Source organism: Yoonia sp., from assembly GCF_036007805.1.
Lineage (GTDB): Bacteria > Pseudomonadota > Alphaproteobacteria > Rhodobacterales > Rhodobacteraceae > Yoonia.
Genome location: NZ_DASYOK010000288.1, coordinates 1 through 14,562 on the forward strand (window position 1 = coordinate 1; position 14,562 = coordinate 14,562).

Consider the following 14,562-nt stretch of genomic DNA (forward strand, 5'->3'; position numbering starts at 1 on the left):
TGAAGAAGCGCTGTTTCGTGCTCTCGAAGCGGGACTTGGCCGAGGCGCGAGCGGCCGAGGCTTTGGTCTCGCCAGAGGCGTCGTTGATGCCGGTCGCCGTCAGCGCGGCTTCGAGATTGTGGTGGATCGTCCGAAACGAAGCCGCGTATGCGTCGTAGATCTCGATCTGGGCCGAAGTGAGCGCGTGTTCGAGCACGTCATACTCCACGCCATCAAAGCTGAGGGCGCGCGCCGTGTAGAGGCCGAGCGTCTTGAGATCACGCGCGACCACCTCCATGGCAGCCACGCCGCCGGCTTCCATCGCTGAAACGAAACCCTCGCGGCTCGCGAAGGGGTATTCGGGGCCTTGTCCCCAGAGACCGAGACGCGCGGCATAGGCGAGGTTGTGCACGCTCGTGGCACCCGTGGCCGAGATATAGAAGACGCGAGCGCGCGAAGCTGCCAGTTGCAGCCGCAGGCCAGCAAGGCCCTGCTGGGAAGGTTTGACCCCTCTGCCCTGTTCGGACCCTGCCGCGTTCTGCATCGCGTGCGCCTCATCAAAAGCCAGTACGCCTTCAAAGTCTTCGCCCATCCAGTCAAGGATCTGGCTCAGTCGCGTGGTGCCGCATTTGCCCGCGGACCGCAGCGTGGCGTAAGTGACGAAGAGGATACCGTCGCCCATCGGGACGGGCTGGTCCGGTTTCCATTTCGACAGCGGCTGAATGTCGGCTGGTGACCCGCCGAGATCGGTCCAGTCGCGGATGGCGTCCTCAATGAGCGTGGCGGATTTGGAGACCCAGATGGCCTTTCTGCGTCCGGCCAGCCAGTTCACAAGGATGAGCCCCGCGCATTCGCGCCCCTTGCCGCAACCGGTGCCGTCGCCGAGGAAATAGCCGAGGCGATAGGCCCGGGCATTAGGGTCATCACCGGCGCGCGTCAGCTTGGTCTGGTCGTCATCGATGGTAAACCGACCGGGCAGATCACGCCCATGGGCATCATGCGCCATGATGATGGTCTCGAGCTGCGCCTCGGAAAGATCTCCCTCCTCGATCAACCGTGCGGGCAGCCGCAAGTCATCACTGCCCGTGTTTGAGGGCATGGGCGGGGCAACCGAGGCCATGGCGATGCTTTCAACGAGCGGCGTGGGATGTTCCTGCGCACCCGCGATCTCGATCCGCTGCGGACGGTAGCGCGCATAGATGTCCGAGATGGGCGTGTTGTCGCGAGGGGTCTCAAAGCTTGTGAAGCTGAGCGGACGGACGGCATTGGCCCGAGGTTTGGAGGCGGCGACAGGCGCAGCGGCGGTCTTGCGCGGAGCAGAGGATGGAACGGTCGGCCGCCCGTTAGGGATCGCTTCAGCCCGTTGGGCCGGGCGCATCTCGGGCCGGGTTGCGGCCACGGCATCGACATATGCCAAGGCTTCATCCAGATCCCGCACAGGGACGCGGATCATCTCGCCGTCCTCCTGCACCTTGTCGAAGACCATGAGCTGGGTTTCCACAGTTGTGCCGAGCTTGCGGTAGACCTGGCCCGGCATCGTCAGCGCCAGTCGCAGCGTCAGGAGACCGCAGGCGCGGGACCAATGCGCGGCATCGCGTTCGGGCGTGAATCCCGGCGGCATGATCGCCACCAGCCGCCCACCGGGCGCGAGACGCTTGGCAGCCGCGATGAGATGTTTGGCGGCGATGTGTTTGTCTCGGGAGCGATCGACCGATGAGGCGAAGGGCGGGTTCATCACCACGACGTCGGGTAGAACCAGCGACTGCAGCAGATCGTCGATATGCTCGCCGTCATGGCCTGTGACCTCGCCGCCGAAAACCGCGCGCAGGAGGCGCTGGCGAAAGGGGTCAATCTCGTTGAGCAAAAGCGTGGCACCGGCCCGGGCGGCGAAAGCAGCCAGTGCACCGGTGCCAGCCGAGGGCTCCAGCACGGTCTCGCCCTTGCGGATCGCCGCCGCCCGCAAGACCAGCGCCGCAAATGGCAGCGGCGTGGAAAACTGCTGCAGCCGGATCTGCTGCTCTGACCGGCGCGTTTCCGTCAGCAGCCGTGAGGCAAGCAGCTTTGCAGCGGCGATGTCACCTGCTGCACCGTCCCCACGCAGCAGCACCTGGATGGCCGCAGCTTGCATCAGGTCATAGGCCATGCGCCAGTCCAAGGCACCGCCGGCATCGCTGCCATGGAACGTCTCGCGCATGATACGCGCGAGCGCTGAGCTGCGCAGGGGTTGGTGGTCGATCTGCGCGCCGATCTGCGCGAGGGCACAGGCGAGGTTAGCGTCGGGGATTGAGAGAGCCGGATTTGCCGGTATGGGCTTGAACATGGGGATTTTCCTTTGGATCAGGGTCTGAGTTCCAAAGGACAAAAAGCCCGCTTTCGCTTTTCAGGGTGGCGTAGTCAGACCGCGCTGACCTCCAAGGCTTGGTCAGGACTTGGGTTCGACCTGCCGCTTCGCATCAATCAATGCCTGTACGGCCTGCATCACCTGAACCTGAGATGTTCCCGAGCGTGCATCCTCCAGCGCGGCCTGTACCTGCGCGCAAAACCAGGCGTCATACGAATTCGCATCAGCGGCCACGGAAATGCTCCTCGAGACCCATATCCAGCAGCTTGCCGAGGTCATCGGGCATGTCTGCGACGCGCACAGCAATTGGGAAACGGTGCCCCGTCAGATGAGGCGCTCCTTGTTCATCGGTGCCGAAATCCGGCCCTTCCTTATCCGTTGGGTCCATTGCGATTTCTCCCACTTTACTATGGGTCGTTGCTACATCACCCAGCGTGGTTACATAAACGGCAATGCCATTGTGGTCAAATCAAGTCGGGCCACTTAGGAAGCGAATGCCGGAGGGGGCAGAATCCTACGTGAAGCTCAAAGCCGCCGTTCATTGAAAGCGCAGCGAAATCTGACTCAGAGCCCAAATTACCTGCGACATTCCGGATCGTTATTTCGCGCGCACCGAAATCTGCCTCGTCGTGGCGAGCCCCACCTACCTTTAATGGTCCAGACGCAGCGCAGTTTGGTCAGACCGACATTCGCTATTGGCGCTGATTGGCAATGACGCGTCGTTTCGATAAACAGTCCTACACCGGCTCATTGTTTGAAATGGCACTCAGCTGTCCCTTCGTCCACTGTCGGAACACCAGGGCGAGGATAAGCGGGATTATCACGGTTGCCGCCACCAGCACCCACAAGCCCACGACCTCAAATAATTTCATTCCATCCTGCAACAGCAGTGCCGATGCGCTGGCCGCCAGGGGAAACGTGAAGGCGCTCCAGAGCGGCGTGAAGCCTTTGGCCGTAAGCCAACGGCCAGCGACCATCAAGATCGTCAGAAGCGCCAATGTCAGAATTGCAAAGCCGATGGCGAAAAACTGGAGATCTATCGCCGCCGCAACAATTGCGAAGAGCGCGGCAGGCGCAAGGTGCATTGCCAACATCGGTCTCAGTGCCAGTGGAAATGAACCCCGTCCTAACTGTCTCGCCGACATCACCCAGATCACGACCGCCACGGGAACCATTGCGACGAAAAGACCCTGTGCAAGTCCTATCATGCCCAGTGCTGCTGCTGGTGGCGCAGCCACAATAAATCCAACGAAAGTCACGTGCCATGCTGGCGTGGGCTGCCTACCCTCGGGTCGTCCAGAGTAGAGCGTGTAGATCACGATCAGAGCAAATGCCAAATGAAGTGCAAGCCCAGCTACCAAAAGTAATGTAGCAAGCGATGTCGAGTATGGCACTGCAGTCAATGCCAATAGGAATATCGACAAGGACCCGACCGCCAGTCCAGCGCGGCCAGCCACTGACTTTAGGTCCATACCAAGCCGGGTGGGGAAACGAAGAACATCTGCCAAATAGGCGATGACGCAGAACAGGTAGAGCAGTATCGCTGCGGCCAGCAGGATTTCTGCAATGTTGGAAGGCAGGTCGAAGGCGACAACGCCACTTCGCCAAGCCAAACCCAATCCCAACAAACCGAACACGGGAGAGAAGATCGTAGGTGGCGCTGCACGACCTTCGCCAAAGTCAATCTTTTTCGAAGGTGTCACCATAATTTCGATACTAAACCACCAAAGCCGAGGACACAGCAACAAACTCGTCACTACTCTTGCGTGTGGCGGGAGCGAAACTCTACTTTCCCGACTCTTTTGAATTGCAGCTCCCGCTGTCCTCGCACAGCCAGTTCGTACCGGTAGGGAAAGGCCATCTGCCGCCCTCCTTGCCAGGGGCCGTGTTGTCGCAACAAGAACCGCGCAAGCGCGGCGAAGGTCCGGAGAGTCCGCATCTTACCAGTTTGTACACGATGCAGCGAACGGCAGGTGTACTGATAGGGAGGGACTTCTGAGAATTTCATCGTACCAGCCATATGACACACCCATGTCGCCTATTTCACTTGGCCCAAGGGTGACGGGAGATTGAAACGCATAATGCCCCTTACTGGCAGCCTTAGCGTGAGATTCCGCTCTTTCAGGCATTCGAACCCACTTACCGATCTGGCGCCACTTCAAGGGAAGTTTCGAACCGCTTGTCCGCCGCCGCCGCCTCTTTCAAGAGCGCGTCGAAATTGTCAGGTGGGTTGCCATCTTCCAGCATCCCTTTGAACGTCGCATAGGCATCCGTCTTGCTGCCATAGGCGCGCAGGGTCTTGTCGTCGTTCATCCAGGCCACCACGATGACCTTCGCATCGCTGTTGAACCGGTAGAACAGCCGATACTGCTGAAAAAATTTCGCCCGAAACCAGTGCTTGCGGTGATCGCCGAGTGTGCCGCCTTGCCGGAAGGCGGCGGCACCCGGATCTGCCGGTATGGCCTCGGTGACCAGCTTGAAGATGGCGGCCAGCCGTTTCGTGGAATTTTTCTTGCGCCAAGTCTTGGGATCGCGTGCCTTACGCGCCTCGACCTCCAGGGTCAGCCCTTCGAGCTGGTCCAGAAAGAGCGGATGCGCATAAATCGACCATCCGTTTACGACAAGGGGCGCTTGGGCGGGCACGCTATCGCCGCTCATTCATCCTCGAGCGATAGCGGCGCATCGAGATCGACGTCAACGTCTCCGACCAGTGCTGCAAGACGGTCATGCAAAGCCCCATCGAAGGCCCGAATGCGGTCCGGATGCACCTTGATATCGGCCTCGACAAAATCGAGAAATGCTCCGAGCACGGGATCTTCCTCTTCGCTGCGCACGGGCTCGATATAGACCCTGCCACTCGGCTCGGTACAGTAGCGAATCTGGTCGCCCTTGCCCAGCTTGAGCTGCTTGCGCACACCCGCCGGAACGGTCGTCTGATACCGATCCGTGAGTTTCGAGACATCTTGTGCGAGGGCTGTCATGGCAGTCTCCTGAAAGAATGGGGTTCTTTGCTGCCCGCGATAGGTAATGCATTTGCATTGCCCTGTCAAGACAAGCCGCAGGATCTGCTGTCGCCGGGCAGGTCGATCAACTGTCCGGCGCAGGACCTAATTTCGCCTCGCCAGGAACTCCGCCAGCACCGGGCTAGCCTCGCCTTTTGCGGAGCTGAGCAGCTCCGAGCCCGCAAGCGAGGTCTTCGACAGGCGTACGAGCCCACCGGTTTCCTCGATGCGGTAGCAGCGGCGTTTCTGCCGACCCCGCCTGTAGTGCGTCGCGGTGACGATCTGGCATGTACTGCCATCGGTGAGCGTCACGGGCGCGGCGAGCCTGATCTTGTCGCCTTCCTGGTAGTCTGGAATCGACGCCCAATCCCGGCAGCGCTGGCGCCAGGCATGGGCGTAGCTGTCCGGGTCTTTCAGGTTGGAGAGGAGCGCGATCAGCGCAAGGGGCGCGCGCGACGCGTTCGGGCCAGCGCTTTCCTCCATGTCCTTGTAGCCCCAGCAGCCGTCATCGTATCGGGTGAGGAAGACAGCCCCGAACGTGATGGAGCCATCCACATCGGTCACATAGGTCGCGTCTTCGACAGGGGTGCCGTCGAGATTGGTGACCCTTGCCGCCGCATACCAGGTGGAGCCGACCTTGCAGGCTTTGACCAGTTCCGTCCTGCGCCTGTCGCCTTCAAAGGTGCAGAGCTGGGCGATTTCCGCTTTCTCATCCGCGTAGGTCTGGACGCGGCCGTCGGTATAGAAGAGCCATCCCATCTCAGAGTCCTTTCTGTCGTTGGGGAAATTGTTGTCGCCAATGTCCCGAGAGGGCCGCAGGCCCGGCAGGGTATTGGCGATGCGTGTTTGAGAAAGGGCGCGTTACGCCGCCCTCCGTTCATCGATTTCCATCAGGGCATCGAGCGGCACGCGGTAGGGCTGCATGGCGTCGAAATCCTCGCAATTGCCGCAGTTCTGCACGATCGCGAAGGTGTCGCAGGCATCCTTGACGATGACCCTGAAGGTGCCGCCGAGGCCTGACGGCACTTCATAGGTCCCGCCGATGAGATAATCCGAGGCCCGGCGCACGAAGACGCGGATGCTGTGGCCATCGGTGGCGAGCCGGATGGCCCCTCGCCCCCGGTCGATGAGCACCTGCACGTCATCCAGGATGTCGGTGTAGAACTGGCCGGTCAGATCGCGAAACGCAATGCGGCGCTGCGCCATCCAGTCGGTGTCCCGAAACGGGTTCATGCCGTCGGCGAAGGCGAAGGAGGGATCGGCCTGTTCGGTGGTGACGATACGGGTGGTCGTGCCATCGATGCCGTTTGAGCGCAGATGCACACCATTGCCGACGATCAGGATCAGGGCCGGCCTGTCCACGGGCCCGTTCCAGTTGGGCAGGAAGGTTTTGCAGGCGCGCGCATGTGCGATCTGCGCCGCAACTGCGGAGGCAGAGAACTTGAGAATAGCCATAGGGATGTCTTTCCGTTGGGTGTGGGAGGGTCGACCCGCGCGAGGAATGCCTCGCGCGGGTCGCATGATGGCTCAGGCCGCTTACGCGACCTCGCTGTCAGGCTCGGGGGTTTCCGCAGCGGGCTCCGCCTCATCAAAGGCGATACCGGCGGTCTGCATCATCGGCGGGCACCAGGTGGCCACGGCAGCGCGCTGCGCGTCCGTGAGCGTGGCGAAGGGCTCTGCAAAGAGCTTGTCGCAGAAGGCGACGATCTCCTTCTTGCTCGACGAGGCCAGCGTCACCGCCTCCTGGGCGAGACCCAGATCCTCGCCGAGGATCTTCAGCAGCCAGGCCTTCTTGAAGCGGCCCCACAGCGCCGCGTTCGGCGTCCAATGGGCGCGGATGTCGGGCATGATCTCGATCTCGAACGCATGCATCAGGCTGTCGCGCTGGCGGTCCCGCGCGAAGCAGGGCTGCGTAGTGCTAGCCGTCGCATAGGCCACGAGCTTGGCCTTCTCCCCTGCCTCCAGCGCGCGAAACGCCGCGAACTGATCGGCGGGCGGGCGGCTGTCATCGAGCCAGGAGAGGTCAAGCATATCATGCGCCGCCGCCACCTGCTCAAGCGAGGTCTCGTCGATCTCGTCCATCTTGGCATGGCTGCGGTATTCCTTGCGGGCATCGATCTTGATCGCCTGCGTGACACTCATTCCACTGGCCAGAACATCACTGACCAGCTTGAAGAGCGTGAGATCGAGCGTGGCCTCCGGATGCAGCGCCATCGCGGCCCCAAGCGCCATGGCTCGCTCGGTCTTGAGGTCCTCAGCCAGTGAGGCTGGATAGGTGATTTCGCCGGCGTCCGGGGCCTCCTCCCTGGTCGGGTTGGCCGAGGAGCCGCGCGCGCCCTCCTCTTTGACGGTGTCTTCCGGGCGGACGAGACCCACATGGAGTGTGACCTTACCGGCCGACCAGGACGCGATCACCCCAGACCGCGCGAGGTCCTCGGCGCTGTAGGCCTCCTGCAGGTCGCGGGCTTCGTCTTCCAGAGCGTCCACGCGCTCGTAAAGGGCATTGTAGGCACCGTCCTCGAGCCCCTCATCCTCCATTTCGAGCTGCAATTGCTCAAACTCGGCGGTGATCTCATCGATGCGCTTCTGGGCCGCCTCATCGGGCTCGATCGGGCCTGGATAGACGCGGCCGTAGTCGGCCATGGCAACGTAATCATAGCGGACCATCGCATCGGCCCAGGCAAAGCCCAGCTTTATGCGAGCCTCTTCGGCGGCGGCACCGAGCTTCTCGAGCAAGATGGTTTCGACCAGCGCCGCATCCTCAAGCACGGAATGCTCTTCCAGAAGGTCCGCCGCGACGGCACCGCCACGCGCCTCGTAGTCTTGACGCACGAAAGCCCCGATATCATCGCTGACCTGCACGCCGCGGGATTTGAGGGCCTGTCGGACGGTGTAGGCCTGCAGATAGCCGCCGTCTTTCGTGAGCGCCTCGAAGACCTCGCGCTGCGCCTCCTGGCTCGGGTGCTCGGCGAAGGCCTTCATCGTGTCGAGCGTGATCACCTTGGCCCGGGCTGCGGCGCGGATGTCGGGGTGGATCAGGCCATAGCGCAACCGGGCTTTCACGGCGGCCACCGTGCTGCCGAAGGTCTTTGCGATGGTCTCGGGCGTCTGGCCGTCGACCTCCATCATCCGGGCGAAAGCCTCGAACTCGTCGATTGCGTTCATCGGTGCCTGGGTGATGTTCTCGGCGAGCGACAACGCCGTGGTGACGTCGCAGTCGTCAGGGACAAGGCGGCAGTCGACCTTGGTTTTCGCGGTGAACCCCTTGGCGGCCTTGTCAGCGACCAGCTCCTTCAGCGCGGCATGGCGTCGGCCACCGGCCAGCACTGCATATTTGCCGTCAAGCTTCTGGACCAGAAGTGGCTGGAGCAGGCCCAGCACAGCGATGCTGGCCTTCAGATGGGCGATGTTCTCGGGGTCATAGGTTTCCGGCGCGTTGCTGCGCACATTGGCAGGATGCGGGACCAGATCGCCGATGGCGACGGTGAGAAGGGCAAAGTTCGTGGTCATGGGATATCCTTTCAGGTGGGTGAGGTGTGGCCGATGCACTCACGTGCGTGACCAATCCCCGGCTTCAGGGATCACCACGACAAAAGGCCCGCTTTCCCTTTTTGAGGGGCAGCGGGCCTTCATCGTCTCAGATGTCAGGGGGGAGGAGTCCCCTGCCCTTCTGTAATGGGGCATCGAGTCAAGTCTCGAAATGGCAAACGAATACAACACCAACCACTGCCCTCGATGGTTAGAAGGAAGAAGTCGGTACATATCGGCATGTGAAATCCAACGGTCACTAGCCCTTAGGGCTCAACCGTCGTGACCAAAAATCAGTTGCCGCTTGGGTTTGTGGCTTGCCGAAATGGGTTCCGTCGCAGGGATAATGCTTCTGTCCGTAGTCGGCGCAAGGGCCGCCACACTATACTTGTCCAATTGCAATTCCCGCGTGCCCATCTACCAGACGTACTCGAAACATGGTTTCGGTACTGGGCAGGGGTCGGCATCATCGGGAACAGCGTCCCTGCGAGGGACCTCGATAAGCCGAACTATCAAGCGCGGCTAACTCCTGTCTTTAGGCTTCAAAACCAGGTGGATATTTACGCCTATGTAACACCAGCGAGCATGTTCGGTTTGCGAGTGAAACGGAACTCCGTACTGTCCCGCCACATCCTGTGAAGAACCACGCCGATGCGACGAGCCAGCCCAACCGTCGCGCGCTTTTTGCCGCGGCGCTGCGCCACGCGAAGTGCCCACGCAGTCAGCCAATTGGGTCGTCCACGATTTAACATTATCGTTGCGGCCTGAACGAGAGCTGTGCGAAGGCTGGTATCCCCTGCCCGGGTAATCTGTCCAATAATGTCACGCTCTCCCGACTGCGCGCGCCGAGGCGTCAAACCAACCCACGGCCCCACGTCCTTGGATGAACGAAAACGCTTTGGATCGTCGATGGCTGCTTTGACCGTGAGCGCCACCACCGCTCCGACGCCTGGCATAGTCATCATCAATTGGCAGATAGAATCGGCCTTAGCACGGTCGCGGGTCAACTTATCGAGTGCGGCCAACTCGCTTCGCAATACCGCGCGCACTCTGAGTATCGGGTCTGCGGCCGCCTTCAACATTGGATTGTCCTCGACCAATTCGCCAACACGAAATTCGAAGTTCCCTCTGGAAACCTTGCCAATCTTCAGACCGAAATTACGCAGGATCCCGCGTATTGAGAGCTCGAGATTGATGCAAGCCTGCTGGATCGATTTGCGCGCCGTCAATACTGCTCGCATTTCCTGCGCGGATACAGACTTACAGTGAACCGGCCGAAACCACCCCATCTGGAGAAGCCTCGCAATACCGGCTGCATCCCGGCGATCAGTCTTAATCGGCATGGCTTTCAGGGCACCTTTGACCTGGCGGGTCTCCATCAGCACGGTCTCGAAACCCGCCTCTGTCAAATGTTTGTGTAGCCATTGCGAAAGTGGGCCAGCTTCCAAGCCTACAGCAGCCACTTTGCCTGAAAGGCCGCGCATGAACTCGACCAGCGCCTCAGGCTCGCTCGTGACCGTCGCCTCTTTCACTTCTTTCCCGTGTGAATTCAGAACGCAGACCGCCGTACTTGCTAGCGAGACGTCCAAACCAATAAATAACTCCATTTCATTGTCCCTTCAAACTGTTCTCAGATTTGGGCACGCTTCGTAGTAATACCTCGTAAACAAAATCCGTGTGCCCAGGGCAAAGACACCTCACCTCTGCGGTCACGACAAGCGAAACGTTGGAGATCGGGGCCCGCCCCATTACGGTATCTACCAGTCGCGTGCCAGCATGATGGTCAGCACGCGCATGGTTCTAGCGGGATTGTCCGGGGTCTCAGCCCCGTAGCGGAGATCCGAGTCTGCTTCATAGAGATCGATCTTCCAGAACACGGTCTCGCCCCGGATCTCGACCGCGCCGAAATCGTGCCAGCCTTCCGGGTCATTCTCAGGCTCGAATGCATCGAACGCGCCTGTGGCCTTCACCGCCTCGGCCATGAAGCAAGCGCCGGCCTCCATAAGCGAGCGGGTGACATGCATCCGGCCATGGATAGGCTGCGCGGGCGGCACTCCAAGGCATGCGAGCTTGCGAAACGCGTCGTTCTGCGCCGCGATCACGGTCGGATCCGGACGATCTGGCTGGGGTTGAACGGTCATGGACATGGGGATCTCCTTTGAGAAGTTGAAACACCCTTCCCAAAGCCTGCTTTTTCTTTTCCGCCGGGCGGAAGGACCCATACAGAACCTACCCGACCCGAATAAATCCAAAAGTCAGGTGTGCGGGATATGCGGCTATTGGGGCTTTCGGAAGCAATGCCGCTGTCAGCCCATTGCGGACTGTTACGCTGAGCGCAGCATGGGTCGACTCATCGACAGGGACGGCCTATTTTGTTGAAAAACTCTTCCTTGATCGAGAGCTGAACTACTGATTCAATTCCTGTAATTGAGGGGAGGATCGGCGATGATGGGACCGAGGCAGGAAGCGCAACCGGCGCTGTTTTACGCGTTCTCGCCGGAGGATCACATCCCCACGGATCACCTGCTGCGATCCATCGAACGGTTCGTCGACCTGAGCAGTATCCGTGCCATCTTGCAGATTTCTACAGTCACACAGGCCGCCGGTAGGTCGATCCCGAGCTGCTAATCCGGATGCTGCTGGTCGGATACTGTTTCGGCATCCGGTCCGAGCGTCGGCTGTGCGAGGAGGTGCATCTGAACCTCGCGTATCGGTGGTTTTGTCGCCTCGATCTGAGCGATCGTGTCCCGGATCACTCGACGTTTTCCAAGAACCGGCATGGGCGTTTTCGCGACAGCGAACTTCTGCGCCACCTGTTCGAGACGACTGTCGCGCGTTGCATCGCCGAAGGTCTGGTCAGCGGCCAGCGCATGGCGGTTGATGCCAGCCTGATTGAAGCGGATGCCAACAAGCAGAACTCCACGCCGAAGGAAGACTGGCACGCGGCAAGCATAGACCCGGCGGATGCGCCCCGCGCCGTCCGCGAGTATCTCGACACACTGGACAAGGCAGCCTTTGGCGCAGCAAGCGAGGTGCAGCCCAAGTTTACCTCGCATTCTGATCCCGCCAGTCAGTGGACAGCAGCCCGCAAAGGTCCTGCTTTCTTTAGCTATTCCGACAACTATCTCATCGACACGGATCACGGTGTCATCTTGGATGTGGAACCCACCCGCTCCATCCGGCAAGCCGAGGTTGGATCGACAAAAACCATGCTGACGCGGGTGAAAGACAAGTTTGGCCTGGTTCCTGACTGGATGATCGCCGACACTGCCTATGGCTCAGGCCCAATGCTCGGCTGGCTCGTGGATCGCAAGATCGATCCCTACATCCCTGTGATCGACAAGGCCGGACGCCCCGATGGGACCTGGACACGCACAGATTTCGACTGGGATGCGCAGAACGACCAATACATGTGCCCCGAGGGGCACGCGCTCAAGCAGTTCCGCCGGAATTATTCCGACCCGAACCGAGGCCCGACGGGCAAGGGCACCGCGAAGTATCGTGCGCTGAAGCTGACCTGTCAGGTTTGCCCATCCAAGCCGAAGTGCTGCCCCAATGCCGACGCCAGATCGATCACCCGTGAAGAACACGAAGATGCCCGTCAAGTTGCCAGAGATCTGGCTAAAACGGATGAATACGCGATTGCGATGAAGCTCAGGAAGAAGGTTGAGATGCTCTTCGCCCACCTCAAACGTATTCTCGGCCTGAGCCGGCTTCGATTACGTGGTCCATGCGGTGCAAATGACGAATTCCTCCTCGCCGCAACCGCCCAAAACCTTCGCAAACTCGCCAAGATATTTCCTGCACCGCAGCAAATACGCAAAGCCTGATAGAAAAGGCGCTCGCGCCGGATTTGGAACAACTATTTCTGCGCTCGCAAACGTTAGTTTTTCCACAGAATCGGCCGTTTCCGGACCTTCACTGCGAAAGCATCCTTCCGCAGCGGCAAAAGCGGCCCTTTACGCCGCAGATATCCACCTTTGCAAGGTTGCCGCCCTTGGATGCCACGAAACGTCACAGCATCCTCTACCCGCACCACACGACTCGCTTACGAAAATTTCTTTCATATGGAATAATTTTGATCTAATGTTCCTTTAGGAAGTGGAGAGAAAGATGAAAAACCTACAGTCAAATGAGATTGCGCTGACCCGAGGCGTTGTGCTGACCAAGGCAATGATGCGCGCTGCTGACCGACTTGGGATGTCGGGAAAGCAGTTGTCTGACGTGATCGGCCTGTCTGCAGCACAAATTTCACGCATGAGGAATGGTGAGGCCGTTTTATCAGAGGCCAGTAAGCCCTTTGAGCTGTCCGCTTTGCTAGTGCGTGCTTTCCGATCCCTTGATGCGATCGTGGGTGGAGACGAGAGCGCCATTAAGCTGTGGATGACGTCACAGAATACCGCCTTGAATGGGCGTCCAATAGATAGAATGATTTCAGTACAGGGACTTGCAGATGTCGTCACATACTTGGACGCAAGACGCGCTCCGATCTGAGCTAAGCCACTTACAAGCACCTGCATGGCGATTGGTTGAAGCGCAGCACGTGGTTTCCACCCTAACCCTCGTCGATAACCTGGAAGAGCAAACCTTGCTTGAGGATATTCTGGAGGAGACCAAGCCGCTTGTTCCTTTGGACTGCCAACACCTTGATTACCTTCTTAGCACGCCATTTCGGTATCGCCCGTACCCCTATGGATCGCGTTTTCGCAAGCCGGGCCTGACGCCTGGCGTTTGGTACGGTGCCGAGCAGCCGGAAACGGCGGTGGCTGAAATGGTGTTCTATCGTTTTCTATTTTACGCAGAGAGTCCGGACACGCCTTTCCCGGACCACCCAGCTGATTACACGGCGTTTTCAGTGGGTGTGGGAACAGCATCCGCGCTGGATTTGACGGCTGGCCCGCTTGTCGATGATCGCGAGATATGGACCGACCCAGTAGATTACTTAGCCTGCCAGGATCTGGCTGACACTGCACGTGAAGTTGGAGCTGAAATCATTCGTTTTCAATCCGTTCGGGATCCTGCAGGGGGTGCAAATCTGGCCGTGCTGACCTGTGGCGCATTTCGGGATTCAGCCCCTGTGATTCGGCAAAGTTGGCGTATCCGCATTAGTTCTTCCGGGGCGCAGGCTATTAGAGATTATCCTCGCCTCGGGGTGGAATTTGGCCGCGATGGTTTTGATCTTGATCCGAGAATTAAGGGGATAGATTGGGAACGGTAAGGGGTTTTGATGAAGAACCGCCCCCCGACGGCATCGATGTGCCAAGGTGGGTCTGCAATGATCCACAAAAAGGAGAGTGGTCATGTCGGATATTATCACAGTCGGCCTCGATTTGGCGAAGAGTGTATTCCAGATGCAGGGTGATTCAGAGAAAGGCGTTTTTGTTTGGATCTGAGATGAAGCGGATGGCTTTTTGACGGTTTTCCTGCACTGTTTCGATGGCTCGCGTAGGGGACTTCGATATCCGCTTGAGTAGGGTGCGTGCGGCGCTTGTGAGAGTGAAGATGTTACGCGGAGCATTATCTGACCTATTTGTATAGCTGTCTTCGCCCAAGATCACTTGCGCGCGGACCCAACCGAGAAGCTCGCACTTCTGGACGCCCATCATGCGCCGCTGATCAAACCTAGACGGTTCCGTGGGCCTTCGGACAAGCTGATGCAGATATTGGCAGCGGCCACACAACGTTCCTGAGTGACCGGAAAAAACCAGCGTT

The 14,562-nt window shown here is 59.5% G+C and carries 14 protein-coding genes and 1 pseudogene; 3 read left to right on the forward strand and 12 right to left on the reverse strand.

Annotation, left to right across the window (positions count from 1 at the left end; all coding sequences use genetic code 11):
• The 11 genes from VGP75_RS15250 to VGP75_RS15300 form a co-directional block, all read right to left on the reverse strand.
• The coding region (locus VGP75_RS15250) for a strawberry notch-like NTP hydrolase domain-containing protein (protein WP_327544475.1) at positions 1-2,299 on the reverse strand (2,299 nt) is incomplete at its 3' end.
• 102 nt (positions 2,300-2,401) lie between these two features.
• Complete coding sequence (locus VGP75_RS15255) at positions 2,402-2,554, reverse strand: antitoxin PaaA2 family protein (protein WP_327544476.1); 153 nt, start codon at positions 2,552-2,554, stop codon at positions 2,402-2,404.
• The gene (locus VGP75_RS15260; protein ID WP_327544477.1) at positions 2,544-2,708 is read right to left on the reverse strand and encodes a hypothetical protein; all 165 of its coding nucleotides are present in this window, start codon (positions 2,706-2,708) and stop codon (positions 2,544-2,546) included. Before VGP75_RS15260 ends, VGP75_RS15255 begins: the two co-directional genes overlap by 11 nt.
• A 349-nt stretch (positions 2,709-3,057) precedes the next feature.
• Entirely contained in the window at positions 3,058-4,026 is a 969-nt protein-coding gene (locus VGP75_RS15265) for a TDT family transporter (protein ID WP_327544478.1), read from the reverse strand.
• A gap of 433 nt (positions 4,027-4,459) precedes the next feature.
• Positions 4,460-4,978: a type II toxin-antitoxin system YhaV family toxin gene (locus tag VGP75_RS15270; protein ID WP_327544479.1), complete on the reverse strand. Its 519-nt coding sequence runs from the start codon at positions 4,976-4,978 to the stop codon at positions 4,460-4,462.
• Positions 4,975-5,301 carry a type II toxin-antitoxin system PrlF family antitoxin gene (locus tag VGP75_RS15275; protein ID WP_327544480.1) on the reverse strand — a complete coding sequence of 109 codons (327 nt, stop codon included), beginning with the start codon at positions 5,299-5,301 and terminating at the stop codon, positions 4,975-4,977. Before VGP75_RS15275 ends, VGP75_RS15270 begins: the two co-directional genes overlap by 4 nt.
• Positions 5,302-5,427: 126 nt before the next feature.
• A complete protein-coding gene (locus VGP75_RS15280) occupies positions 5,428-6,081 on the reverse strand; it encodes a DUF6927 domain-containing protein (RefSeq protein ID WP_327544481.1) in 654 nt (217 codons plus the stop codon).
• Positions 6,082-6,183: 102 nt separating this feature from the next.
• Complete coding sequence (locus VGP75_RS15285) at positions 6,184-6,777, reverse strand: regulator (RefSeq protein ID WP_327544482.1); 594 nt, start codon at positions 6,775-6,777, stop codon at positions 6,184-6,186.
• 81 nt (positions 6,778-6,858) lie between these two features.
• On the reverse strand, positions 6,859-8,832 hold the full coding sequence (locus tag VGP75_RS15290; RefSeq protein WP_327544483.1) for a ParB/RepB/Spo0J family partition protein: 1,974 nt from the start codon (positions 8,830-8,832) through the stop codon (positions 6,859-6,861).
• A 584-nt stretch (positions 8,833-9,416) separates the two neighbouring features.
• On the reverse strand, positions 9,417-10,457 hold the full coding sequence (locus VGP75_RS15295; RefSeq protein WP_327544484.1) for an IS110 family RNA-guided transposase: 1,041 nt from the start codon (positions 10,455-10,457) through the stop codon (positions 9,417-9,419).
• Between the two features lie 150 nt (positions 10,458-10,607).
• Complete coding sequence (locus VGP75_RS15300; protein WP_327544485.1) at positions 10,608-10,997, reverse strand: DUF3768 domain-containing protein; 390 nt, start codon at positions 10,995-10,997, stop codon at positions 10,608-10,610.
• Between the two features lie 298 nt (positions 10,998-11,295).
• On the opposite strand from VGP75_RS15300, the pseudogene VGP75_RS15305 reads away from it, so the two are divergent.
• The 3 genes and pseudogenes from VGP75_RS15305 to VGP75_RS15315 all read left to right on the forward strand — a co-directional run bounded on the left by VGP75_RS15305 (position 11,296) and on the right by VGP75_RS15315 (position 14,068).
• A pseudogene (locus VGP75_RS15305) lies at positions 11,296-12,680 on the forward strand (IS1182 family transposase).
• A 283-nt stretch (positions 12,681-12,963) separates the two neighbouring features.
• Entirely contained in the window at positions 12,964-13,344 is a 381-nt protein-coding gene (locus tag VGP75_RS15310; RefSeq protein WP_327544486.1) for an antitoxin Xre/MbcA/ParS toxin-binding domain-containing protein, read from the forward strand.
• The gene (locus tag VGP75_RS15315) at positions 13,304-14,068 is read left to right on the forward strand and encodes an RES family NAD+ phosphorylase (protein ID WP_327544487.1); all 765 of its coding nucleotides are present in this window, start codon (positions 13,304-13,306) and stop codon (positions 14,066-14,068) included. The genes VGP75_RS15310 and VGP75_RS15315 overlap by 41 nt, the downstream gene beginning before the upstream one ends.
• Before the next feature lie 145 nt (positions 14,069-14,213).
• Here the strand turns inward: VGP75_RS15315 and VGP75_RS15320 are convergent.
• Positions 14,214-14,562: hypothetical protein (locus VGP75_RS15320; protein ID WP_327544488.1), on the reverse strand; the 349-nt coding region annotated here is incomplete at its 5' end.

Excerpts from the sequence above, each read along its gene's own strand:
- VGP75_RS15290 (WP_327544483.1), bottom strand. The coding sequence starts at position 8,832 with ATGACCACGAACTTTGCCCTTCTCACCGTCGCCATCGGCGATCTGGTC.
- VGP75_RS15310 (WP_327544486.1), top strand. The coding sequence starts at position 12,964 with ATGAAAAACCTACAGTCAAATGAGATTGCGCTGACCCGAGGCGTTGTG.
- VGP75_RS15295 (WP_327544484.1), bottom strand. The coding sequence starts at position 10,457 with ATGGAGTTATTTATTGGTTTGGACGTCTCGCTAGCAAGTACGGCGGTC.
- VGP75_RS15300 (WP_327544485.1), bottom strand. The coding sequence starts at position 10,997 with ATGTCCATGACCGTTCAACCCCAGCCAGATCGTCCGGATCCGACCGTG.
- VGP75_RS15270 (WP_327544479.1), bottom strand. The coding sequence starts at position 4,978 with ATGAGCGGCGATAGCGTGCCCGCCCAAGCGCCCCTTGTCGTAAACGGA.
- VGP75_RS15285 (WP_327544482.1), bottom strand. The coding sequence starts at position 6,777 with ATGGCTATTCTCAAGTTCTCTGCCTCCGCAGTTGCGGCGCAGATCGCA.
- VGP75_RS15280 (WP_327544481.1), bottom strand. The coding sequence starts at position 6,081 with ATGGGATGGCTCTTCTATACCGACGGCCGCGTCCAGACCTACGCGGAT.
- VGP75_RS15275 (WP_327544480.1), bottom strand. The coding sequence starts at position 5,301 with ATGACAGCCCTCGCACAAGATGTCTCGAAACTCACGGATCGGTATCAG.
- VGP75_RS15265 (WP_327544478.1), bottom strand. The coding sequence starts at position 4,026 with ATGGTGACACCTTCGAAAAAGATTGACTTTGGCGAAGGTCGTGCAGCG.
- VGP75_RS15315 (WP_327544487.1), top strand. The coding sequence starts at position 13,304 with ATGTCGTCACATACTTGGACGCAAGACGCGCTCCGATCTGAGCTAAGC.
- VGP75_RS15260 (WP_327544477.1), bottom strand. The coding sequence starts at position 2,708 with ATGGACCCAACGGATAAGGAAGGGCCGGATTTCGGCACCGATGAACAA.